This is a genomic window from Pseudoalteromonas luteoviolacea (assembly GCF_021654285.1).
Classification (GTDB): Bacteria; Pseudomonadota; Gammaproteobacteria; order Enterobacterales; family Alteromonadaceae; genus Pseudoalteromonas; species Pseudoalteromonas luteoviolacea_J.
Genome location: NZ_JAKFZS010000005.1, coordinates 181,379 through 204,861 on the forward strand (window position 1 = coordinate 181,379; position 23,483 = coordinate 204,861).

Below are 23,483 nucleotides of genomic sequence, written 5' to 3' on the forward strand. Positions count from 1 at the left end.
TTATAGGGCTTATAAAATATAACAACAAAGGTATTGCTGTGAAAAAACTACTCTTACTTTGCTTATGTCTAGTAAGCCACTGGAGCCACGCGCAGTTTACCGTGATCCACAATGTGAATGGCTACACCCCCAACCGCGCCGGTGAAATTACTCAATTTAGTACGCTCGTCATCAAAGATGGTAAAGTCGTAAAGACTGGCGATAAAGATACCATCAAGCAATACCCCCAATCTACAACCATAGATGGTAAAGGCTTAACCATGTTACCTGGTCTCATTGATGCACATGGGCATGTCATTGGTCTAGGTGACAATTTATCTCGGCTGAATCTTCGCAGCACAAAGTCGATCTCTGAAGTTGGAGAGCGACTTAATCGCTATGCCAAAGGCAATCCTTCAGGATGGATAATTGGCCGAGGTTGGGATCAAACTAAATGGACACCAAATACTTTCCCAACAGCAGCAGACCTAGATAAATATGTTGCCGATCGCCCTGTCGTATTAACCCGAGTAGACGGACATGCGATTTGGGTAAACTCAAAAGCAATGCAACTGGCAAGTATCAGCCAACACACGCAGTCCCCAGAAGGTGGCGAGATCCTTCGTTTAGCCAATATGCAGCCTAGTGGTGTGTTTATCGATAAGGCTGAACAGCTTATCTTACAAAAAATCCCCAAACCCTCAAACGTTCAACTCAACAAAGCATTAGACAAAGCATCCGCGCACTTACTGAGTTTAGGGATCACATCAGTACATGACGCAGGTATTGATAAGGCAACGTGGCAGCTATATAAAACAAGATCGCAACGACATGCTATGCCTCTAAGAATTTATGCCATGCTCAGCGCATCCGATCCTCATCTAAAAGAAATGCTCAAAGCAGGCATTGTTAAAGAGCAAACCGATTATCTAACTATACGCAGTGTTAAAATCTATGCGGATGGCGCGCTAGGTAGCCGTGGCGCAGCCCTGTTAAAAGATTATAAAGACAGACCAGGGCACAAAGGTTTAATGCTTGAGCAACAACCAGCACTGGAGTCATTGATTCGATTAAGCGTAAAACATGGCTTCAGTGCGCATACACATGCCATTGGAGATCGTGCGAATCGCATCGTTTTGGATAGCTATCAAAATGTATTTAAAGATACTGGCGGTAAACTACTTAGAAATCGTATCGAACACGCCCAAATCGTTGATGTTGCTGATATCGCTCGTTTCAAACAATTAAAAATCATCCCCTCAATGCAGCCTGTGCACGCAACCTCAGATATGCATATGGCACAAAAGCGCCTAAGGGAGTCTCAACTCGAAGGCGCTTATGCATGGCAAACTTTCCTCAAGCAAGGGATTAAAGTTGCGGCTGGTTCTGATTTTCCCGTCGAACTGGCTAATCCATTTGACGGTTTATACGCAGCTGTAACGCGAATGGATAAATCACAGCACCCCGAAGGAGGATGGCGAACAGGTGAGCGGCTAAGCAAACAACAAGCATTGCAAGCATTTACCCTAGATGCAGCTTATGCTGCTTTTCAAGAATTCAAACTAGGAAGCTTGGAACACGGAAAGTGGGCTGACTTTATTTTAATTGATCGCGATTACTTTGAAATCGACAACGATCAGCTATTCAACATTCAAGTTGAACAGACATGGATCGCGGGAGAGCTAAAGTATAAACGCAATTAGTCTTTTGATTTAGCTAGCTTAAGCAGATGATAAATATTCACCAATGCGAGTAATCCATTGGTCAATACAACAGGCCATGCACTGATCATAGTGCCGTAAATGGTAAAGCAAATACAACCAGCTAAATTAAACCAGCGTAGCTTGGTGACGTTAGTCATCATAAGAGACACAACTAAAAAGACAGAAGCCAGGTAGCCTAAATATTCCCAAGTCATTTGTTCTCTCCTCCCAGTTAGGTTAGCATTGACGGTTAAAACGATATTCAAGTCATTTTAAGGATAATTACAGGCTTCATTTAAGCCTAAACTGCATATGCGCAAGTTAGTTTTCTACACACTTACTAGATAAATCAGTATAGTTATGAATAGTTTAGCCAACACCCATACTGCAGAGTAATTAATTCACTTAGTTAAGGATAAGCGAGAATAAAGTCTTAAAATAAGTCACGTGTATAGCTTTGAATAACTCAGTTCATGCTATCTTTATACTAATTTAATAAATAGGACAATTGTCCGAGAGCTAACCAGATGTTCCAATATCACTTTTCAACCACTTTGGTCGAGCAACTACTCAGTTTTGCGGGTAATAGTTTTCAACATAGAAAAAAAGAAATCTTAATCCATCAAGATGAACCGCTTAGTAAATTGATCTTAGTCAGAAGTGGTACTGTTTCTTTCAGTTACGATGTCGGTAATGGAAGACGCTTACTTCTTGGGCAGTTAGACTGTAACAACACTTTAATCGGCGAAATAGAAGCACTCAATAATCAACCCTGTATATACACTGTTACCTGTTTAAGTGATGTGCAATATAACTTGATCGAGCTAAAGCACTGGCGACAATTGCTATTAGAGCAACCAGACCTAAGCCTGTATACCGCTCAGACTATTGCCGCTAAATTTACCGAGAACCAAAAAATAAATCTTGATAAATTACTATTACCATTGAGCTACAATATCGCCAAAGACTGCTTACTAAGAGCCGAAGATAAACATTCTACTCTGCTTCGCGCCTATTCAACTGTCAGTGCAGAAGCTGAACGATTTGCAACAACCGAACGAGCTTACCGACGCGTTGTGAGTGAGCTTGTACAAAAGGGCTTAATAGAGAGAACAAATGCAGGTTTGAAGCCTGTTGACTTGAACGCACTGAACGATTTTGTAGACAGTTTTTCTCAGCTCTAAATTTGATATATTATTATTTTATTAACATTGTAGCGTTCAGATCCCAATTCTAGATCAGTGTGTTATTATTAAACGTGAATTTTTGGATAAAGTTAGGTCTGTTCACTTGACGAACATTTAATGTACGCTTATTCTCTAATTCACTAATTTGCATGCAGGGCAAGGCTTTCTTACATCTGCACCAATTGGTTATAACTCTCAGTTTACTTGTATTTAAAGGAAAAGGTAAAAATCATGGGAAATAAAAATTTGAAGCTAACTAAACTTGCCCTCGCATTGGGTTTAACAGTTGGTTTAACAGGTTGTTTCAGCGATAACGACAACGATGTTGTAGTCACTCCGCCAGATCCAGGTGGTGATACAGTAAAAATTCCTACACCTGATACCCCACCAGCACTATCTTCATACATTTCATTGATCGTTACCGACAATGCTAATGATAACGTCGTTTCTTCTTCAATCAGCTTTTTAGCAGATGGTGAGGCATTTACAGGTGTTACAGCCTTAGATGGTTCAGCTTTAACAGAAGCTGATACACAATCAGACACAGGCAGCTTCACATTTAAATTGGCTGATGGTGTTACTGTAGATGACTTTGTCGTCGTAGTAAATGCCGAAAATTATATTCAAAACAGTGCAGTAGTTGATATATCTGGCGATCAGGACGTAATTGATGTCGCGGTTAAGCTGATCAGTGCTGAAGGTATAGTTAAAACTGTTACCGGTACATCTACTGGTGGTAAACTTGCAGAAGCAGTTGCAGAAGAGAACATCAGCATTCCAACTGATATAGAACTTCAAGACGCAGATGGTAACCCAGTATCAGGTGAAGTTACTATTGCTGTTGCAGCAGCAGATACGGGAGCTGGTGATGTAAACGCAGCTGACCTTATCCCAGCAGGTCTTAATAACGGCACTGCTGGTGCAGGTCAAGTATTAGTCCCTGCAGCCGTTGTAACTGTTAACATTGACGCTGGTGGTACGGCTGTTAAGAAACTATCAGCCCCTGTTGAACTAACAGCAAACATTGCTAGCGATTTTAAAGCTGGCCTTGCTCAAGGTGACTCATTTGACGTATTCACTTATAACGAAGTAACAGGTGTTTGGTCAGACTTGGGTAGTGATGCTACCTTAGGTGAGTTAAGCAACAACAGTTTCCCTGCAAAATTTGAAACTTCGAACTTTTCAAGTTTCGTACCTGTAGAGGCTGTAGCAGCGTGTTCGACTCCAGTATCCTTCGCGTTCACAGGTACTGAAGTACCAGCATCAGGCTTGAACTTAAGAATTGCTTCTAATACTCTAAAAATCATTGAGAAAATTAAGCAGTCAAACGGTACTCTTTTCAGTGCTGACGCAGCTAAAAATGCAGGTATTACTGCAACTTCGACAGTTGATATAGCGGTCGTAGATGATAATGGTAACTCTTGGGGTTCTGCGTCTGGTGTTAGCTTATGTGGTGAAATTACGTTAAACCTTGCACCACAAGTAACTTATACAGACCAAACATTTGCCTTAACGTACACATGTAGCAACTCAGATACTCCTGATGATACACTGAACTTTACAGGCGCATTAGTACGCTATAACCAAGCAGGCAAAGCACCTCTTATTGCAACTGAAACATCTGCGGGTACATACTCTCTTACAGGTCTGCAGAATGAAGCAACTTATCAAATCTCTGTAATTCCAGTGGGTGTTGATGTAGGCAGTGCTTCTCTAACAGTAGCTGATTTCGTTGCTGGTGGTGATAACCCATCATTCAACGTTGCTCGTGATAACTGTTCAGTTCAGGTTGTTACTGGCTCTGGTAGTTAATTAAAGTAAACTGAATTTAAAGCTGCGTATATCGCAGCTTTTTTATTTTTTACGCCTCTAAAAACTCCCATATTCGCTTTTCTACTTAGTATTTTTGCACATTCCGCATTCTAAACAACACTCGATAAAATACGACATTTTGATAAAAACAATTCTTGGCAGCAAAAAACTTACCGAAGAGTTCTTTGCTATATAGATAAGTTAAAACTACATGTAACTCCCCCATAAACTGAAACAGTCCATAAGTAGAATTTCTATCAATATAAGAAGGAAATTTTACGATGCGAAAAAGTAAGTTCACTGAAACACAGATAGTCGGCATGATCAAAGAAGCTGAATCGGGTGTGCTTGTACCAGAAATATGTCGTAAACATGGTGTTGGTCAAAGTACATTTGATAAGTGACGTTCTAAATATGGTGGGATGGACGCCTCTGATGTGAAGCGTTTAAAAGAGCTTGAAGATGAAAATCGCAAGCTAAAAGACATGTTTGCGACTCTCAGTTTAAAACATTCAATGCTTGAGGAAATCATCTCAAAAAAAGCTGTGAAAAAAAGCAGGCGCAGAGCTTGGGTCGAACACTTAAGAGCACGGTTTGAGGTTAGCGTAGCATTTGCTTGTGACGCAGCGGGTTTAGGTCCAAGCGTTTATTACTATAAATGTAAGCGACCATCGGATGATGATGTGATTGATGCTTTGTTAGCGCTTGTTGAGCGACACCCTAGGTGGGGCATGCCAAAGCTGTTTAAACGGCTTTGGCATCAATCAAGCAAAGTATGGAATAAAAAGCGCGTTGAGCGAGTGTATAACCTGCTTAAACCTAACCTTAGACGAAAAAGGAAACGCCGTGTGCCAACACGCACACCAAAGCCGTTAAGCGAACCGAGCAAACATAATGACTCGTGGTCGATGGATTTTATGAGCAATGCGCCTAGTTACGGACATCGCTTTAGAACACTGAATGTGCTGGATGAATACAACCGCCAAGCCTTAGCAATTGAGGTCGATACAAGCCTGACAGCAGAACGCGTTATTCGAGTGTTGGAACGGGTCATTGCATGGCGCGGAAAACCCAAATAAATTCGAGTGGATAATGGTCCTGAATTTACATCGAATGCTCTGGAAAATTGGGCTGCTGAAAAATGCATAAAACTTGAGTTTATTAAACCAGGTAGTCCATATCAAAACGGTTTTGTTGAGCGATTTAATCGCAGCTGTCGATAAGAGGTATTGGATTTATATCTGTTTGAATCACTGCAGCAAGTTCGTGACATTACAGATGAATGGTTAGATATTTATAATTATGAACGGCTTCACGATGAACCATGAGCTCAAACTCCAATGAGCTATCTTGAGGCTGCATAATTCTACTAATGAGCTGTATAAAAGCTAAGGGAGTTACATTTGTTGCAGCATAGTTCCATTAACGAATTGCTTTAGTACTGAGGCAGTTAAAAAATCAATCGGACTGGAAGTTTCTAATTAAGAATACCAACATAATATTAACCTTCCGAGCTGGCAAATAGTGCCAACTCAGAAGCATAATGACTAAAGAAGGTTATTTATATGTTTCAAACGCCTCTTTCATTCGCGCTAGGTTGTCATAAATATAATCTACAGATAGACGGTCTTGATTAAAGAAAGTGCCCTGTAAACTCTGTGGAGAACTTGGAATATATGCTTTTTGATATACTAAAGCATTATGAGATTCCGAGATCCTCGTTTGTACAGAGTGACTCCAGGCTTTGTTCCCCTTAATTTGTCCATACTTACTGACGTTCATATCTTTTCTAGGTGTAAGTGGAATACTAAATGAAATACCAGCTACTTTCGCATCCGTATCATATCCGAAAATAGAAATATAACTATCTCCAAACCAGAACTTAGTTTCGACTTTCACACCACTGTCACGTCTCCAAAATTCACCGGCAGAAACATGGAAAGAAATATCTTGCTCCACCCACTGATAAGTATAACCTACTACGTGATAGTCTCTGTCTGCGCTAAAATCTTTATAATCAAATAGACCATAATTATTGTAAATCTTATGCCGACCTTCGGGGCTCACCCACGCAGTTTCATTTGTAATGGCTGTATAGTCATGAAATTCGTTATAAAAACCTATCTGTGTTAGGTTATAAAACCCGTATGGAAGATCCAGTGCTTGGTAAAAAACAGCTCGATTTAAACCACTTTGGACCGCTCTTTCTCTAAACACACCTTTAGAGTCAAAATCATCGGTGTGGGCAACTTCGGTTTGTGCCGAGAAACTAAACCCTGCTCCTTGCCATGTGGGTATTGTCAGTGTGGCTTCCAACCCTAAAGAAAAATCGTATACGCCTAATTCCGTCGCATACGTGGAATGTAATTTAGGGCTAAGTTCTAGCCTTGGCTTATAATACATTGCATTAGAAACCTCTGTACCTACCCATATCAAGCCCCCAACAGGATCCATCTCTCCGAGAGAAACTTTTAAATGAGGAGGCGTCCCAGTAGCAATAAAATCTCGGTAGGAATTTAGCTCTCCACTGACCGCGATCATAGGAAGACTGTGCTCTGTCATTTGCACAGTAAAACCACCATGAGGTGATTTAATAACAGTACTAATCCTTCCTAAAACCAGACCTAATGCATCTATGTCATTTCGATTGAAAACGCTATTTTCAAATTTTACAACGACATGTCCAGCTTTATTAAACGCCACTCGAAGGTTTTCAAATCCATCAGCAATCAATACATTTCTTAATTTGCGTATGTCTGCGTTCATATCACGTGAGCTATAAGATGCCGCTTTTTGTTCATTCGACGTTAGACGTCGTGACGTCTGCGCCTGTTGCTGATGACTAGCTTTATCATCACGAGTCAACAATTTTTGGCTAGAACTTAGCGCTTGCTTTGGAAGGTATGGCGCCGCTTCAATCTTTTTATAGTCACGCTTGTTTTGCTGGGAAATTGGAAAGCTAAAATTAACCCCCCAGTACATATCTTCCTCAGAATAGTCAGAACTACTGGTTACTTTACCTGTCAAACTTAAATCACCGAGGTTGTAAATCCACTCTTTAGGTAATGAAACTCTTGCGCCAGCACTTTGTGCCTCGCCGTCATATTCTGCAAGTAGGGTAAACCAAGGTACTGGCTGCCACTCTATCCCTAAAAACTCTCCATCCATGTCTCCTCGAGCACTTTCTGATGTGGCTACACCAGCCGAAAATCGAAAACTATGCCATTCTTTAGAAGCAACAACATAGTATCTTTCATATTTGTTTCCAGCTCCACCAACATCCCTCGCCCCCACTGCAAGATTGAACCAATCTTTTGGGATCAATGGTATTTGGTATTTTAGATTAAAAGACAAATCCCGAGTCTGATAACCGTTAAAAAAAGTCCAGTCATGCATCGTTGTAGATGCGATCATGCCATTAACTTCAAGGCCTTCCCACAAGCCAGCAGAGAACACAAAATTGTGTCCTTTTTGATACTCAAGTGTATTGTAATCAAGCTGTGTGTTGTACCCTATATTAAGGTCACCTGAATTTAAAACTTCTGCGTTTGGCGTATTTAATAACCCGGTGTAACCTGCAAAAGCAATACTCGTATCTAGTTGCTCTGCATACATAACGTTAGAAAACAAAGCGCAGCCGCTTACTAACAAAATTTTTGATTTAGCCATGTACATCTCTATTTGCTATTATTTTTTCCTGACAGCTAACTAATTAAAGCGAATTACTTTTTCATCTTGTAACAGCTCTAACTGCAACTGTTTTGCATTCCAAACTAGATCACAAATACCATCTGTTGGATTAAACCCAGTTGGCGCATCCAATAAAAGCTGTCTGATCATCTCATGATTGAATACATGGCATTCCTTATCTAATGCCTCTAAAAATACTTTTAATTCAGGTAAAGGAAGCATCACTTCATTCGCCGTCATTATTCTTTCATGATTGGTCTTCTCTACATTATCACCAATCAATAGCTCTTCATAAAGCTTCTCTCCAGGTCGAAGGCCTGTACATTGTATTTCTATATCACCGTGTGGATTACCTTCGCTCTTAACTTCTAAACCGGATAAATGCACCATCTTAGTCGCAAGGTCTTTAATTTTTATTGACTCCCCCATATCTAAGACAAAAACATCTCCCCCCTTCCCCATTGCACCAGCTTGAATAACTAATTGAGCGGCTTCAGGGATAGTCATGAAGTACCTTGTAATATCAGGGTGTGTTAGAGTAATTGGACCCCCGTCTTTGATTTGACGGCGAAATAAAGGCACAACTGAACCCGAGGAGCCTAGTACATTACCAAAGCGTACCATGCAAAAGCGCGTACGATGCTTTCCTTTATCTTTATCTTGAGCAAGCCCTTGAAGGCACAATTCTGCCATGCGTTTAGTCGCCCCCATCACATTTGTAGGGCGCACAGCTTTATCTGTCGAAATGAGTACAAATGTCTCAACGTTAGCATTGATAGCTGCTTTAGCTGAGTAATATGTGCCAAAAACATTATTTCTCACACCTTCAACAACATTGTGCTCTACCAAAGGTACATGCTTATAAGCTGCGGCGTGATAAACCGTATTCACACCAAACGCAATCATACATGTCTCTAACCTGTTAATATGTTGAACAGAACCCATAATAGGAACCAACTCAATATTCAAGCCTCTAGCATTGATGACTTCACTCAGTTCTTTCTCAATTGAATATAAAGCAAATTCTGTGAGTTCAAAAAGCACCAACTTTGCAGGCTCATGCTTAATAATTTGTCGACATAACTCTGAACCGATTGAACCACCAGCTCCAGTTACCATCACTGCTTTGTTCTTGATATTCGCATCCATTAACTCGAGTTTAGGGTCGACTGGGTCTCTGCCTAACAGATCCTCAATCTCAACATCCTTGATCTCGTCCAGTGTTGCATTGCCCTCAACCACATCAACCATGCCAGGGATTGTCATTACTTCTACAGAGAGCTTTTCTAGGTGAGCAAGTATTTCTTTTCTTCTTGATCTACTGGCACTTGGCATAGCTAGTAATACTTTTTCAACCTGATTTCGTTCGATTAGCTTATAAATACCTTTGAACGCCACCACAGGAACCCCTTGCAAAATTGCACCGTGCTTAGATTCATCATCATCTATAAATCCACTGACATAATAATCCTCACCCGCTCTTAATGCAGTGGCTAACTGTCTTCCAGCTGATCCTGCGCCATAAATTACTACTGGTGTTTTATTCATAGTAGCTATACGTCCTACCATAGCTCGAACAACAATTCGAGACCCCCCCACAGAGAGTATTAACAACCATGCATATATCAACGGCATTGTTCTCGGTATACTCACATGAGTAAAAAAGGAGGCGACGACAAGCATAACAGTACTAATGATGGTGCCAATTACAATAGCACCAACAGCATGAGTTCCCACATACCTCAATACAGCTCTGTAAAGACCTAGGTATGCAAAAACAAATAGGCTGACAGGCAATACAAATGACAAGAGTAGCCAATTATTAAACTCAAATAGTGGTTGAAAACTATCCAAGCGGACTATCAGAGCTAACCAAAAAGCACTAATAATGAAGGTAGAGTCAATCAATAGTGTGAACAATCGCTTCTTTGAGCGGGAAGAATTCAATAATGAGCTAAAAAAACTATCCACTGTAGATCCTTGAGCTAAACAATATCCGATTGCTTAAAATATTATAATGGCCATAGCCGCTGACTATAACACGTTAAAATAATCACTGTCATTTCTTGTTGATGACACTAAAATGACAAATACAGAGGCTTGTCCTGCCAAAGGGCAAGCCTATACCAGTTTATTTTTCTGCCAATGACAAAACGTCGGTGATCGCTTGGACTGTTTTATCGATCTCTTCTTGAGTAAGAGTCGGATGCACCAAAAACATCAAAGATGTTTCTCCCAACTCAACAGCATTCGCAAGCCTGTCAGCAGGGCGCCAACTAGTGTTATCAAAAGCTTTTTCAAGATAAACTTCAGAACATGACCCTTGAAAACAAGGTATCCCCTGTTTCATTATTTCTTCAACGATACGGTCTCTAGTCCAGCCAGAAGCAAGGTTTGAAGGTTCCACAAAAAGGTAATGCTTATATTGTGCATGTTCAATGTAATCATTGACTTTAACAGTGCGAACAACATTAAAACCCTTTACTGCTTCGTCAATTGCAGATGCGTTTTGTTGACGTTTTTGAGTCCAGCTACTCATTTTTGTCAATTGGATACGACCAATAGTAGCTTGCATTTCTGTCATTCGCCAATTTGTACCGAAAGTTTCATGCAACCATCTAAACCCTGGCGGGTGGGCTTTATTGTAAACAGCATCATAGCTCTTACCATGATCTTTATAGCTCCACATTTTTGACCACAACTCTTTTGAGTTAGTCGTCACCATGCCTCCTTCACCACCTGTTGTCATGATTTTATCTTGGCAAAAGGACCAAGCTCCAATGTGGCCAATTGTGCCTACAGAGCGACCTTTATACTTTGCGCCATGTGCCTGCGCACAGTCTTCGATTACGTAAAAGTCATGTTTTTCACTTAATGCCATGATTTCATCCATTTCAGCGGGCATACCAGCTAAGTGAACGACAATAACAGCCTTGGTGCTGGGGGTAAGTACAGCCTCGATAGACTTGGCCGTAATTGCTTGAGAATTTAAATCCACATCCGCAAACACTGGATTTGCGCCACGAGTTACAATACTAGAAGCTGACGCTAAAAATGTCCTCGGCGTCGTAATCACATCATCACCTTGACCGATGCCAAGCGCTTCAAGGGCTAGATCTAGAGCCAGTGTGCCGTTTGCCAATGCGACGGCATACTCGCAATTTACCCATTGTGCAAACTCTTTCTCAAAATTACGACCTTCAGTGCCTGTCCAATAGTTTACTTTGTTCGATAAAAGTACACCTTGTACAGCATTAATTTCTTCTTCTGAAAAACTAGGCCAAGGTGACAAATTTGTATTTAACATTTTATTTCCTAATCACTTTTGCGGGGCTACCTACAACTGTTACATTTTCAGGAACATCCCTAATAATGACAGAACCTGCACCAACAATACTATTTTTGCCTACTGATATTTGTTGAATTGCATTGCTACCAATTCCAAACCATGCCAGATCACCGACCTCACAATGCCCTGCAATACTGCTGTTGGGACAAATATGAACAAAGCTCCCAACTTGACAATCATGCTCAACAACACTTTTTGTGTTGATAATACAGCCTGTTCCAACTAATGCAAAAGGATTAATTGATGCACCGGCCATAACTACCGTTGCTTCACCTAATTGAGCATACTTACTCACAATTGCGTTCGGATGGATCAAAACGGGAAACGCCGCTCCAAGCTCTTTAAAAAAGTCATATTTTGATTGACGAATTAAGTTATTGCCAATACCAATTGCGACACCATCTACTTCATCCAAGCACTTTTTTAACGCGTCACTGTTGCCCTCAATTGACCAGTGAGCCAATGTCTGTTTATCTGGGTAAGCATCATCGTAGAAGATAACTTCGTATCCATTCAGTTCTGCAATCTCAGCAACGACTTTGCCATGTCCACTGGCTCCTAACACAGCCAACCGGCTTTTATTTTGGAGATCGCTCATTCACATTCCCTTTAAACGGCTCAATCGTGACATGTCCATCTGCACTGATCCCCTCTCGAACAAATACTTTTTTCACCGTCAGCAGTAATATTTTAAAATCTAACATTAAACTTTGGTTATCTACATACCAAATATCAAGAGTGAACTTCTCTTCCCAACTAATGGCGTTACGTCCGTTAACTTGTGCCCAACCTGTTATACCTGGCCTGACGTTATGCCTACGCGCTTGCTCTTCACTGTAAAGAGGAAGATATTGAACAAGTAAAGGACGAGGGCCTACAAGGCTCATATCTCCTTTTAAAACATTCAAAAGCCCCGGTAATTCATCTAAGCTAGTAGCTCTTAACAATGTACCAAACGGTGTCATACGCTGCTCATCAGGCAATAAATTCCCATCTTTATCTTGCGCATCTAACATAGTTCGGAACTTCATCATTTTAAATATCTTCCCATTTAACCCAGGGCGAGATTGAGTGAACAAGATTGGTCCACCAAGTTTTAACCTTATCAATATTGCAACCAGCAAGATCACCGGTGACAAAACCATTAAGCCAAAAGCAGAACAAAAGAAGTCAAATAGTCGCTTCACCTTTTCAGCTCCATTATTTCAAACAAATCGTCATTGACTTTTTTAACATCAAATTTATCTAGTGCCATCTGATAGCTTTTTTCACCCATCTCTTCAAGCTTATCGGCGTTATCAATTAGCCAACTCATTCGATCCGCTAATTCATTGACGTTACCTTTTGGTACCAAGAATCCATTTTCTCCATTTACAACCGTTTCTTTGCATCCAGGTACATTAGTCGTCAGTATGGGCCTGGACATCGCCATAGCTTCAAGCACGGTTCTCGGCATACCTTCATGATATGAAGGCAGCACAAAGGTGTTACACTGCGCAATAAATTGTCTAACATCACTCGTCGCGCCTTTGTAATCTATTACCCCTTTGTTATGCCAAGTTGAAACTTCCTCTTCAGAAATACCATCAGGAGAAGGGTCAACAGGGCCAACTAAACCAAACACAGCCTCAGGATGAGTACGTTTTACCTGTTCTGCAGCATGAAAATACTCCCTAATTCCTTTTTCTCCCAATAAACGAGCAATAAGTAAAAAGCTTGGAGGTTTTGGTAACGCACATTTTTGATAGTGGGACAAGTTAACCCCTGATCCATTCACCCGATAGCATTTACTTTCATCAACAATGTTGTTCTCGATAAACGTTGTTCGATTATCTTCATTTTGAAAAATGACACTTTGTGCTTTTTTAAGGGAAAACCTGTAAAGCTTTTTAACCATTGAAGTTAATAACCGTCTCTTGAAGCCTCCTTCCTGAAAGGCAAAACCGAGGCCGGTTATTAGTGCATTAAATCCTTCAACACCATTAACTCTCGCAGCAATTCCTCCCCATATAACAGGTTTGATAGTGTACGACATAATTATGTGCGGATTATGCAGCTTAATCACCTTATTCAACTGGACAAATGTCCGGATATCTTTCAATGGGTTTAAACCACTTCTTTGAACGTCGTAATCAAGATAACTTACACCCAACTGCTCGATTTTCGATATATCTTCCTGACTTGCATCAGAAGCCATGGCAATTACGTCATGTCCCTCAGCCACCATTTTGCGGAGTAAGTCACCTCTAAAATTGTATAGCGAAGAGGGTAAGGTACCAATTACTATTATCTTCACTTTATTCTGCCTACTCTATCTTGTTTTGCATCAAACCAAGCCTGTGACATCAAAACTCCCCACAATGCTGATGCGTTATTTTGTTTACCAACGATATGATTCTCAAATGCAGATATCACGGTATCTGGATTAAATATGCCATGCTTCAATAACATTTCTCTGGACAAAAGGTCCCCAGCCCACTCTTTAAGCTCCGATTTCAGCCACAAATGAATTGGCACGCCAAAACCAAGCTTTGGCCTATCAAACGCTTCTTTAGGAACATATTTATGTAGCACTTGCTTCAGGGGCCATTTCGCATCTCCAGAACGATGTTTATCAGACAATTTAAATCGCCAAGCTGCATCAAAAACATTAGGGTCTAATAGAGGTATACGACCTTCGAGAGAAACCTGCATCGCAGCTCTATCCACCTTGGTTAAGATATCCCCAGGCAAATACTGCTCCGTATCATACGCCATCATTCGTTCAGCAGGAGCCAGACCCTCTTCTTCGCCCCACATCTGTGATACATCAGTAAAAAAGTGACTGCTATTACGCATGACACTCGCGTCTGCCCAATGCTTCATACTTAACTGATAGAGTTCATCGACACTTTGCGCCGTTATCCAATCTGCAAACTTTTTAATTTTTAAGCCTAAATGCCCCTTACGCCCAAACTTCTCCGCATAAGGTTTCAGAAAGAAAAATGCATACTCTAGCATTGAAGGAGGTAGCGTTTTTAACATTGCAGCAATGGTTTTCCTGCAAGGTACTTTACCAATCTTATTCCACATCGCCTCAGCGGCTTGGTAACGTTTGTAACCACAAAAGAACTCATCTCCACCATCACCACTTAAACAAACCGTCACTTTTTCTTTTGCAACTTTGCTTACTAGATACATAGGGATTTGAGATGCATCAGCAAATGGCTCATCAAACATCTCACCAAGCTTAGGAATGACATCTAAAGCATCTTGTTGTGTAAGGTACCTTTCATGGTGACGAGTTCCCAAATGCTCTGCAACCATTTTTGCAAAGTCGGCCTCATTATACCCTTCTACATCAAACCCTATAGAGAAGGTATTAATGGGCTCAGATGAGTTTTTTTGCATAAGTGCAGTTACAAGACTGGAGTCAACACCACCAGATAAGAAAGCTCCAAGCGGGACATCTGCATGCATTCTGAGCTTAACCGCATTTGAAAGCACTTCCTCCAAATGGGATAAGCCTTCTTCCGTTGACTTATAGGCGTTGCTCTTTGCATTTAAAATTGCACTTCGCGAGGACCAATATTGTCGCTTTTCCATACTACCTGAAGGCGAAAACTCTATATAACACCCAGGCATCACCTTTGAAATTGAGGTATAAATTGAATACGGGGCAGGAATATATCCAGTTTGGAGTTGCTTTGAAATGGCACATTGATTCACTGAAAGGTTTAAATGAGGAAGCTGCTCAAAACAAGTGATTTCAGACGCAAAAAAGAACTGCTTCTCGTCCCAATAATAGTACAAAGGTTTTTCACCAAATCTATCTCTAGCGAGATACAACTTAGATTCTTGTGTATCCCATAAAGCAAAAGCGAACATTCCATTAAACTTCTGCAAAGACACTTCTAAACCCCAGTGTGAGATTGCCTCTAAAATAATTTCAGTATCAGAGTGACCGCACCACTGTATATCAAATTGAGCATCCAGCTCTCTTTTTAATTCGGAAAAATTATAAACTTCGCCATTGTAAGCAATAATATACCTATCATTATGGGATGCCATGGGCTGCTTGCCAGCATCAGAAAGATCCATAATTGATAATCTTCTGTGCGCAAGTGCTACCTTACCATCATACCAAACACCACTTTGATCAGGCCCTCTATGCACTATAGCTTGGGACATTTTTTCAACTTCGATATGTAACGTTTCAGCACCTAAAGCCGAAACACCTCCAGCTAATCCACACACTAGACATTTCCTACTGACATAAATTCTTTTGTAACCTTTTGAATAGAATACCTACTTCTCACTTCTTCAGCTGATTTTAAAGAAACTTCTGTGAGTTCATCCGCGCTGAGAAGCAAGTGATTAGCAATGATTGACACGCCCTTATTAACCTCCTTTGGTAAAAAGACCCTGTTTGTATCGTTGACAATGAGCCTCGCATCTCCCACATCGGTCGAAAAACAGATACACCCATGAGACGCAGCCTCAGCCAATACATTAGGGAACCCCTCCGTGATAGACGATAATAAAAAGAAATCACATTCTTTATAAAATGAGGCCATATCATCGGTTGGGCCTCTTAAATTGAATCGGTTTCTATCTATGTTTAATTCATCAATCCATCTATTTAATATCTTGTTTTGGCTGTCCATGCCGCGGCCAACAATCGCAAATTCAATATTGGAGTGCGTACTTTGTAACTGGGCAGCTATACGAAAAAAAGTATTGAAGTCCTTTGCTTCATGAAATCGGCCTGCCCCACCAATAACTAACTTTTCACCGCTGAAATATTTAGTCTCAAAATCAGAAAAATAATAACCATTAGGAATATATACAGCTGTTTTTTGTGGGGAATAGCCAAATTGGACATGCTGTTTTAATGCTCTTTGAGCACAATATACAACCTTATCAGGTACTTTACCTAACAGTTTACCAGCTCTAATTGCTACCTTTGTGCTTACAGACTCTGAGGCGTAATCATCTAATGAATGCCTTACTCCCCAACATAAATGAAAACGTTTAAATGAAATTACTTTAGAAAGTGCAGTTACAAAATTTGCATGGTACATCCAAGAAAATACTGTATCTACATTTGAAAGTTCTCTGATTAACTTTAAGCTTGTCATAAGCATACTCAACGGCCCAGAAGCTCCAAGTGCAGTCGATTGAATATGCTCAGGAAGGCGCCTCTGCATATCAGGAGTGATTTGCATTAATGAAATGACTTTTATATTTTGGTCTTTTGGAGAGCTATTCAGCACTCTAATTAGCATACTCTCAGCACCACCTAATTCAGAAAAATTAGTGATGACATGCATTACCTTTTTCAAAATAAACACTCCTAAAGTGGCTGGTACCTTCGCATATAAAGTTCCCAATGTTCAACTCTGAGATCTTTTGCTCCCCAATCAAACCAAGCAGCGTATATCACATCGTTATAGCTGAAATGAAGAAAGCTATTTATCAAAGTTGGACTACCAATCATAGCAAAAAAGAATAGTACACACAGAAAAATAGAACTCGATTTCAATAAGTTCTTATGAATATAAACACGGGCCAGAACATTAATACTCGCCAAAAACTTTGCTTTTGCAAAAAAACTCAATAATAGAATCACAACTAGCCCCATTAACTCTGTTTGTTTTTTCTCAAAAACAAGGCTTAAGGTTGTACTCAAAGAATCTAGGGTCAATTCATAACGAAAATTTTCATAGGAAGCAGCAGTCAATAAATTAAACTTGCTTGAGACATAAAACAGCATCAAAGTAAGTGTGAGCATGAATACAAATCTCAAGAAGTCTTTTTTGAGAAATAACAATCCGAATAAAAATATAATAATACCGACTGGGTGTAGAAGCCCACCTATTAAAAACACTTTTTTCTTAGTAACTAAATAAGATAGAAACCACAGCAGTACCAATGATAATCCAGAATAAAAAAATGCCAATAAAAAAGAGGAGCCTATCAGCACACATACATACACAGAGCATTTATCACCATTATTATGTTGAGAAGATTTAAATAAAATTTTCGCAACATTATATATTGGATACGTAATAAGCATCGCTGAAATCCACCCCACAGGTATGCCTACTCGAGAGGTAATTTCATACAGATAACTCAACATTAAATACCTAGGCAGTACAACATGCCCAAACAGCAAGTCCGAACTATTGATTATTGAATCATAAAAATAGTAAGAGACACTATGGGAGTAAAAATCAAAACCAGTAGAGTTACAGGCAAACAGGAAAAAGGCCACAACTGAGAAAAAAAGCCCATTTTTATCAAATGTTAACAACCTCATCTAATTAGCCTAATTCCAGAATAATATAAAATTCTAACAAAGACTCCGATGAAAGTAGTCAAAGATGCATGCTTTACAAATTTTAATCTCTTGTAATGATATTTAATCAGCTTATCCGAACGACTCTTTATTGCTTTACGGGTACTTAATCGGTCATCGCCACTAGAGTCATACCCTCGAATAATCTTATCACTCAAAAAAACTTTATATTTCTGCGAGGCGAGCTGTAAATAAGCTAAACTTTCACACCCCCTAAGTGATACATTATATGGAAATTTCTGCGCTGCTTTTCTCTTCATTACAGGTAGACATTCACCTGGAGTTCCACGGTTAAGTAAACGTCGAATATCGATTTCTTTCTCAGATTCTGGTGCACCTATTAACTCCTTGCTTTCTAAATCAGAACAGCGGAAAAATATAAGATCCATCTTATTTAACCTATTCAACTCTGCAGCCAATAGCTCTCCACTGCCGGCCAAGAAAATATCATCTGAGTCCATGAAAGCAACCCACTCTCCAGAGGCGTTTTCTACACCTACATTTTTAGCCCCAGTTACACCCAAATTTTCTGGGAGCTCGACAAGCTTAATAACGCCGCTTGCAATTTCCTTTTCATAACTTAGCTTTACATTTTCAATGGTATCATCTGACGAACAGTCATCGACTAATATAATTTCCTGAGCATAACCTTGCTCAACAAGTTTCAATGACGAGCTCAGTGAATCTGACAATATATGCGCCCTGTTATAAGTAGGCGTAACGATTGACAAAGAAATGGTTTGCACAAAAATTCCTTAATATTAGATAGATTAAATCAGCTTATTTAACTAGTATATTAAAAAAACCATGATATAACTTTTTATTTACAACAACACCAACATCATATTTCAGTGCTCTGAATAATGCTTTAAACGCCTTAGTTTTATTATTCAAAGCCATTGAAATTGCATACCCCAGCAAGTTATTTGCAATTGCTTGGCGTTTTAATTTTTTATCACACTCAAAACGGTTAATTAATTCAACATTCTTTTCAAACAATTTATCTATATTAGAAGAAGTATTGCTGCCATGACGTCTATAATAGGCATAAAACTCTTTACTACTGAAAATACACTTCCCATACTTTTCTGTAATCGACAACTGTATGTACCTGTCTTCGATTACAACATCCTCTGGAATAGGACTCACTTCTTTAAGAGCTACAGAATCAATTAACATTGTCGGAGCTAATAGCTTAGCTCGATTCAATAGAATGTCTTCATAGTCATACACAGTCTCTGCGACATTAGTCTTACCTATTAAAGTTCCATTATCGTCAATATTCTTTACAGCCCCAAATACTGCTTTGATATTTAGATCACGATGCATAATAGCAACTTGAGACGCGATTCGTCCTGGTAGCATTGCATCATCTGATGCAAATAGCGCAATATAATCACCTGTAGCTAATGAAATACCTTCATTTAGTGTTGCACATGCCCCTTTATTTGGCCTATGAATAAAATGAAAGCGTACAAAACGTTCATTGCAAACTTGCTCAAAAGATTGAATTTTTTTAACTGAATCATCTTTCGAACCATCATCAATAATAATGAGTTCAATATTTTGATAGCTTTGTTCTATGATGCTCTGAATGCAATCTTCAACATAATCCTGATGGTTATAGCAAGGCACTACTACTGTAACTAGCTTCTCACTCATCTATTATTCCTCTTTAGCCGGAAAGTTAGCCCCATTTAAGCTTTTAATAAATTTTGCAGGTATACCTGCATATAAGGCATTTTCCATAACGTCCTGTGTGACTATTGAGCCACTTGCTATTACTGAACCACTGCCAATAGTTACATTCTTTAAGACTTGCACATTCGAGCCTATAAAAACGTCATCGCCAATCTCAACATCACCATATCCATAATCATTCGTGTTTCTATGCGCTTTATCAAGCCCATGAAAATCAGAGTCAGTAACAAAGAAGTTAGGCCCTACTTGGCACCTTTTCCCAATACGAACCGAGGATTTGTCAGCGATGATCACAAAGTTATTATTTAATTGAGAGCCCGCGTCTATCTCAATACTTGCCCCTATGTTTCTGGCCTCTATGTAACCGCACCCAGTCAATAAATATGGAGAAGGCCAGCACCCTAACGATACACTATTAAGCTGAATTGCCCCCTTTCCTACAAACTGGGTTGGTTGAAATACCTTAACATTATTTAAAATAGGCTTGTTGTTTGAGTAAAAAAGCCTATACAAGCTACACCTAAATGCGCAACTCACTCTTATAAAGAGTTGACCTGTTGCGTAACGAACACCTAAGCTCTTAAGTGACCTAATTCTACTAATCACAAAATATCCTTGCGTTTTAAATAATAAAATAAAAAGCAGAAATGCAAGAGGTAGTTGGCAGCATAAGCAATAGCAGCTCCCTCTAAACCATAATCACTTACAAACACCTTTACTAAAACCACAAACAATAGAGAGAAAATAATTTCAGATGCCATAAATGCTTTAAAAAAAGCTCTTGCCGTTAATACATAACCGAGTAACCAACTGGCAATTTTAATAACATCACCAACCAACTGCCAAGGTAGGAGCTGTGCGACAGGAGTAAACTCTTCACTAAAGAGTAAGGTAATTAAAGAGTCACCAATTAGAAAAATAACAAAGCTAGCGACAATAGCCATCGGTAAAATAAACAGATAACCACTCAGTACTTCTTTTCTAATTTGAATATTTTCTTTTAATTCCGATAATCGCGGTAAATAATAGACGCCTAAAGTCATGGTGACTAACATTAAATAAGCATTACTGAATCTAAATAAAGCTTCCCAGTATCCTGCAGCCTCCATACCTAATGAGTCGCCAATAAAGCCCCTCACAAGTATATGGCTAAGTGGTACACATAACGCACTGGTCAGTGCCATCAAGGTAAATTTTGACAGGTTTTGTAAATGATTCCAATCCACCCCCTGAACTAAATACCTCAGCTTAAACCATGTTTTTTGTGAAATAATAATAATTGTGGCTAAGCATGAAATTGATTGGTACGTAGCCAGTGAAATCAATGCACCAACAGTTCCCCAATAGTAGGTGAGCAAACAAGTAAATACTAAAGACGCTAAGCTGCCTATAATATTTGCGAGCACATACGAAGGGATTTCTTTCTTTCCATTTAAGATAGCTAGCAGCAACGCATTAATCACAAAGAAAACTAACGCTATCGCAAACCATGAAAATACATTAGAAAGCGACTCATCTTTTAAAAAGTAGGAAGCTAACTCTTGATTAAAGATAAATATTAACAACGAAAAAAGCGTAGTAAGACCTATCGAAAACGTTCCCGCTGTACTCCACACTCTGATTTGAGTGGCTTCATCGTCATAGTGCTGCGCAGTATACTTTGTAACACCAGTATTGAGAGCTCCACTGGCAAATGTCGTCAACATCTGCACAGCATTTTGGAACTGACCAATTAAAGCATACCCCGAAGGGCCTAAGTAAATAGCTAACACTTTATTTATACCCAATAGAGTTGCAATTTTGATAATTACAGCAACCCCATTGAGTAAGCTTGTTTTAAGCAAATTCATTTATTCTTCTAACCGAAAAGAGTTACAAGCTGTAATGACTTGATTAACTTCTTCCTCTGACATAACTGGGCTAATAGGTAAGCTCAAGATATTATTATGAATGTTTTCGGTTAACGGCAGTGATACATCACCCATTAAGGTGCTGTAAGCTTTTTGATGGTGTGGTGGGATCGGGTAATGAATAACATACTGTATTCCATACTGCTTTAGATGCGCTTCAAAACGCTCCCTGTAGGGGGTTTCTATCACAAACAAATGATAAGCATGCTCGCTTTCTGATGAGACATCACCAGATAAAGAGATAAACTCTGAATTTATCTCAGTTCGATACTTTCTTGCAACTAAACGACGCGCTTCTGTCTCACTATCAAGGTATTTTAGTTTGACACTAAGCATCGCAGCTTGAATTTCATCCAATCGACTATTAACGCCTTGATATATATTCTCATACTTCTTATGGGAACCATAATTTCTCAATGCAATAATAGTTTCAGCTAATTCTGTATCGTTTGTTGTAATTGCACCGGCATCACCTAATGCGCCAAGATTCTTACCAGGATAAAAGCTAAAAGCGCCTGCATGCCCCCAATTACCGCATTTCTTTTCAGAAAGTTCGGCTCCATGGGATTGAGCACAATCTTCTAAAACCAACAAGTTAAACTCATCAGCAATCTTCATAATTTCACTCATAGGCGAAATTCGACCGTACAAATGAACAGGCAAAATTGCTTTAACATTGTCATTCATCGCAGCAAGAATATTACTTTTGCTGAGGTTATATGACTGCTCATCAGGTTCAACCAGGACAGGCATCAAGTTGTTTTCTGTTATAGCGAGTATTGAAGCAATATAGGTATTTGCAGGTACAATTACCCCATCACCATCTTTCAATTTGCCAAGCTCTTTCCATGCCCTTAAAGTCAAAGTTAACGCATCAAGTCCATTTGCTACACCAATGGCATATTCAGTACCACAGTATTTAGCAAAGCTCTCTTCAAACGCAGTAACTTCACTGCCTAAAATATACCAACCGGAATCAATTACTCTTGCACAAGCCGCCTTTAGCTCTGACTCATACTGTGCGTTGATTTCTTTTAAATCCAAAAACTTAATCATTGTCATTCCCAGAAAACTCAAACTTCCAATTTTCAACTACGTTGTCTGGATACCCTCTATGAAAATGTCTTCTCCACGGATATGCCTGTCCACCATCTGCTGTTTTTAATTTGATTTTTTCAATTGCACAGACGTCTTTTGCAGGATTTCCCACAAATACTCGGCCTGTCGGTACATCTTTACCGACAATACTTCCCGCACCAACAAGTGTATCTGGCTCGACCTGTATACCCGGTAAAATAACCGACATCGTAGCGATTACAGCGTAATCTCCAATGGTTACACCTTGTTGCACTTCACTCGGAGGGTGTGGATCATTAGTCAAGACAACATACGGGAATATCCAAACAAAGTTTCCTACTTTGCTATGGTGTCCTATATGGACGTTGCTGTGACACTTTACATAATCACCAATTTCGCAAAAGCCTTGTATATCACCCAAAGTGCCTAACTGAAAATCAGTACCAATTTGTGAGTGCTCTCTAACGGTTACTCTGTGACCAGTTTGAAGATTATCACCAATCGTCGATGCGGCATAAAATACAGAATGACTTCGAATTAAACTATTTCGCCCTATTTTCAGCGGGGAAGACCCTGTATTACCATTTTCTTTCCCTAATTCGCAGTATGCTTCTATATGACAATCATCGCCCAACTCAACATTATCGTGGATGATAGAAAATGGCCCTACTGTAACATTAGCACCAAGCTTTGCTTTAGGGCTGACTATTGCAGTTTCATGTATAAACATATTAT

21 protein-coding genes and 1 pseudogene are annotated in these 23,483 nt (G+C 39.6%); 6 read left to right on the forward strand and 16 right to left on the reverse strand.

From position 1 onward, the window contains the following. The first annotated feature begins 38 nt into the window (after window positions 1-38). The gene (locus L1077_RS06270) at window positions 39-1,682 is read left to right on the forward strand and encodes an amidohydrolase (RefSeq protein ID WP_440589538.1); all 1,644 of its coding nucleotides are present in this window, start codon (window positions 39-41) and stop codon (window positions 1,680-1,682) included. Here the strand turns inward: L1077_RS06270 and L1077_RS06275 are convergent. Next, window positions 1,679-1,897, reverse strand: a complete 219-nt coding sequence (locus L1077_RS06275) for a YgjV family protein (protein ID WP_237136047.1) — start codon at window positions 1,895-1,897, stop codon at window positions 1,679-1,681. The genes L1077_RS06270 and L1077_RS06275 overlap by 4 nt on opposite strands. Before the next feature lie 312 nt (window positions 1,898-2,209). On the opposite strand from L1077_RS06275, the gene L1077_RS06280 reads away from it, so the two are divergent. The 5 genes and pseudogenes from L1077_RS06280 to L1077_RS27680 all read left to right on the forward strand — a co-directional run bounded on the left by L1077_RS06280 (window position 2,210) and on the right by L1077_RS27680 (window position 6,009). Continuing rightward, complete coding sequence (locus L1077_RS06280; protein WP_237136048.1) at window positions 2,210-2,866, forward strand: Crp/Fnr family transcriptional regulator; 657 nt, start codon at window positions 2,210-2,212, stop codon at window positions 2,864-2,866. Between the two features lie 234 nt (window positions 2,867-3,100). Beyond that, on the forward strand, window positions 3,101-4,681 hold the full coding sequence (locus L1077_RS06285; protein WP_237136049.1) for a hypothetical protein: 1,581 nt from the start codon (window positions 3,101-3,103) through the stop codon (window positions 4,679-4,681). Window positions 4,682-4,962: 281 nt separating this feature from the next. Then, window positions 4,963-5,085 carry a transposase gene (locus L1077_RS06290; RefSeq protein ID WP_237136050.1) on the forward strand — a complete coding sequence of 41 codons (123 nt, stop codon included), beginning with the start codon at window positions 4,963-4,965 and terminating at the stop codon, window positions 5,083-5,085. Between the two features lie 18 nt (window positions 5,086-5,103). After that, the gene (locus L1077_RS06295; RefSeq protein ID WP_237136051.1) at window positions 5,104-5,760 is read left to right on the forward strand and encodes a DDE-type integrase/transposase/recombinase; all 657 of its coding nucleotides are present in this window, start codon (window positions 5,104-5,106) and stop codon (window positions 5,758-5,760) included. Between the two features lie 6 nt (window positions 5,761-5,766). Continuing rightward, window positions 5,767-6,009, forward strand: a pseudogene (locus tag L1077_RS27680) (integrase core domain-containing protein). 229 nt (window positions 6,010-6,238) lie between these two features. On the opposite strand, the gene L1077_RS06300 reads toward L1077_RS27680, so the two are convergent. The 15 genes from L1077_RS06300 to L1077_RS06370 form a co-directional block, all read right to left on the reverse strand. After that, window positions 6,239-8,350: a YjbH domain-containing protein gene (locus L1077_RS06300; protein WP_237136052.1), complete on the reverse strand. Its 2,112-nt coding sequence runs from the start codon at window positions 8,348-8,350 to the stop codon at window positions 6,239-6,241. Window positions 8,351-8,389: 39 nt separating this feature from the next. Then, window positions 8,390-10,342 (reverse strand): polysaccharide biosynthesis protein, encoded by a 1,953-nt coding sequence (locus L1077_RS06305; protein ID WP_237136053.1) that lies wholly within the window; start codon window positions 10,340-10,342, stop codon window positions 8,390-8,392. 160 nt (window positions 10,343-10,502) lie between these two features. After that, window positions 10,503-11,678, reverse strand: coding sequence for a DegT/DnrJ/EryC1/StrS family aminotransferase (locus L1077_RS06310; RefSeq protein WP_237136054.1), 1,176 nt, complete (start codon window positions 11,676-11,678; stop codon window positions 10,503-10,505). Between the two features lies 1 nt (window position 11,679). Then, window positions 11,680-12,318: an acetyltransferase gene (locus L1077_RS06315; RefSeq protein ID WP_237136055.1), complete on the reverse strand. Its 639-nt coding sequence runs from the start codon at window positions 12,316-12,318 to the stop codon at window positions 11,680-11,682. After that, window positions 12,299-12,907, reverse strand: coding sequence for a sugar transferase (locus L1077_RS06320; RefSeq protein ID WP_343222110.1), 609 nt, complete (start codon window positions 12,905-12,907; stop codon window positions 12,299-12,301). The genes L1077_RS06315 and L1077_RS06320 overlap by 20 nt, the downstream gene beginning before the upstream one ends. Continuing rightward, window positions 12,904-14,016 (reverse strand): glycosyltransferase family 4 protein, encoded by a 1,113-nt coding sequence (locus L1077_RS27550; protein WP_237136056.1) that lies wholly within the window; start codon window positions 14,014-14,016, stop codon window positions 12,904-12,906. The genes L1077_RS06320 and L1077_RS27550 overlap by 4 nt, the downstream gene beginning before the upstream one ends. Next, entirely contained in the window at window positions 14,013-15,956 is a 1,944-nt protein-coding gene (gene asnB / locus L1077_RS06330; RefSeq protein WP_237136057.1) for an asparagine synthase (glutamine-hydrolyzing), read from the reverse strand. Before asnB ends, L1077_RS27550 begins: the two co-directional genes overlap by 4 nt. Then, the gene (locus L1077_RS06335) at window positions 15,956-17,044 is read right to left on the reverse strand and encodes a glycosyltransferase (RefSeq protein WP_237136058.1); all 1,089 of its coding nucleotides are present in this window, start codon (window positions 17,042-17,044) and stop codon (window positions 15,956-15,958) included. Before L1077_RS06335 ends, asnB begins: the two co-directional genes overlap by 1 nt. A gap of 11 nt (window positions 17,045-17,055) precedes the next feature. Beyond that, the gene (locus L1077_RS06340; RefSeq protein WP_237136059.1) at window positions 17,056-18,021 is read right to left on the reverse strand and encodes a hypothetical protein; all 966 of its coding nucleotides are present in this window, start codon (window positions 18,019-18,021) and stop codon (window positions 17,056-17,058) included. After that, window positions 18,018-18,806: a glycosyltransferase family 2 protein gene (locus L1077_RS06345; RefSeq protein WP_237136060.1), complete on the reverse strand. Its 789-nt coding sequence runs from the start codon at window positions 18,804-18,806 to the stop codon at window positions 18,018-18,020. Before L1077_RS06345 ends, L1077_RS06340 begins: the two co-directional genes overlap by 4 nt. Window positions 18,807-18,840: 34 nt before the next feature. Continuing rightward, window positions 18,841-19,722, reverse strand: a complete 882-nt coding sequence (locus L1077_RS06350) for a glycosyltransferase family 2 protein (RefSeq protein ID WP_237136061.1) — start codon at window positions 19,720-19,722, stop codon at window positions 18,841-18,843. Between the two features lie 3 nt (window positions 19,723-19,725). Further along, the gene (locus tag L1077_RS06355; RefSeq protein ID WP_237136062.1) at window positions 19,726-20,274 is read right to left on the reverse strand and encodes an acyltransferase; all 549 of its coding nucleotides are present in this window, start codon (window positions 20,272-20,274) and stop codon (window positions 19,726-19,728) included. Between the two features lie 89 nt (window positions 20,275-20,363). Beyond that, window positions 20,364-21,611 (reverse strand): O-antigen translocase, encoded by a 1,248-nt coding sequence (locus L1077_RS06360; protein ID WP_237136063.1) that lies wholly within the window; start codon window positions 21,609-21,611, stop codon window positions 20,364-20,366. Beyond that, window positions 21,612-22,727, reverse strand: a complete 1,116-nt coding sequence (locus tag L1077_RS06365; protein ID WP_237136064.1) for a DegT/DnrJ/EryC1/StrS family aminotransferase — start codon at window positions 22,725-22,727, stop codon at window positions 21,612-21,614. Then, window positions 22,720-23,478, reverse strand: coding sequence for an acyltransferase (locus tag L1077_RS06370; RefSeq protein WP_237136065.1), 759 nt, complete (start codon window positions 23,476-23,478; stop codon window positions 22,720-22,722). Before L1077_RS06370 ends, L1077_RS06365 begins: the two co-directional genes overlap by 8 nt. Between the last annotated feature and the right edge of the window lie 5 nt (window positions 23,479-23,483).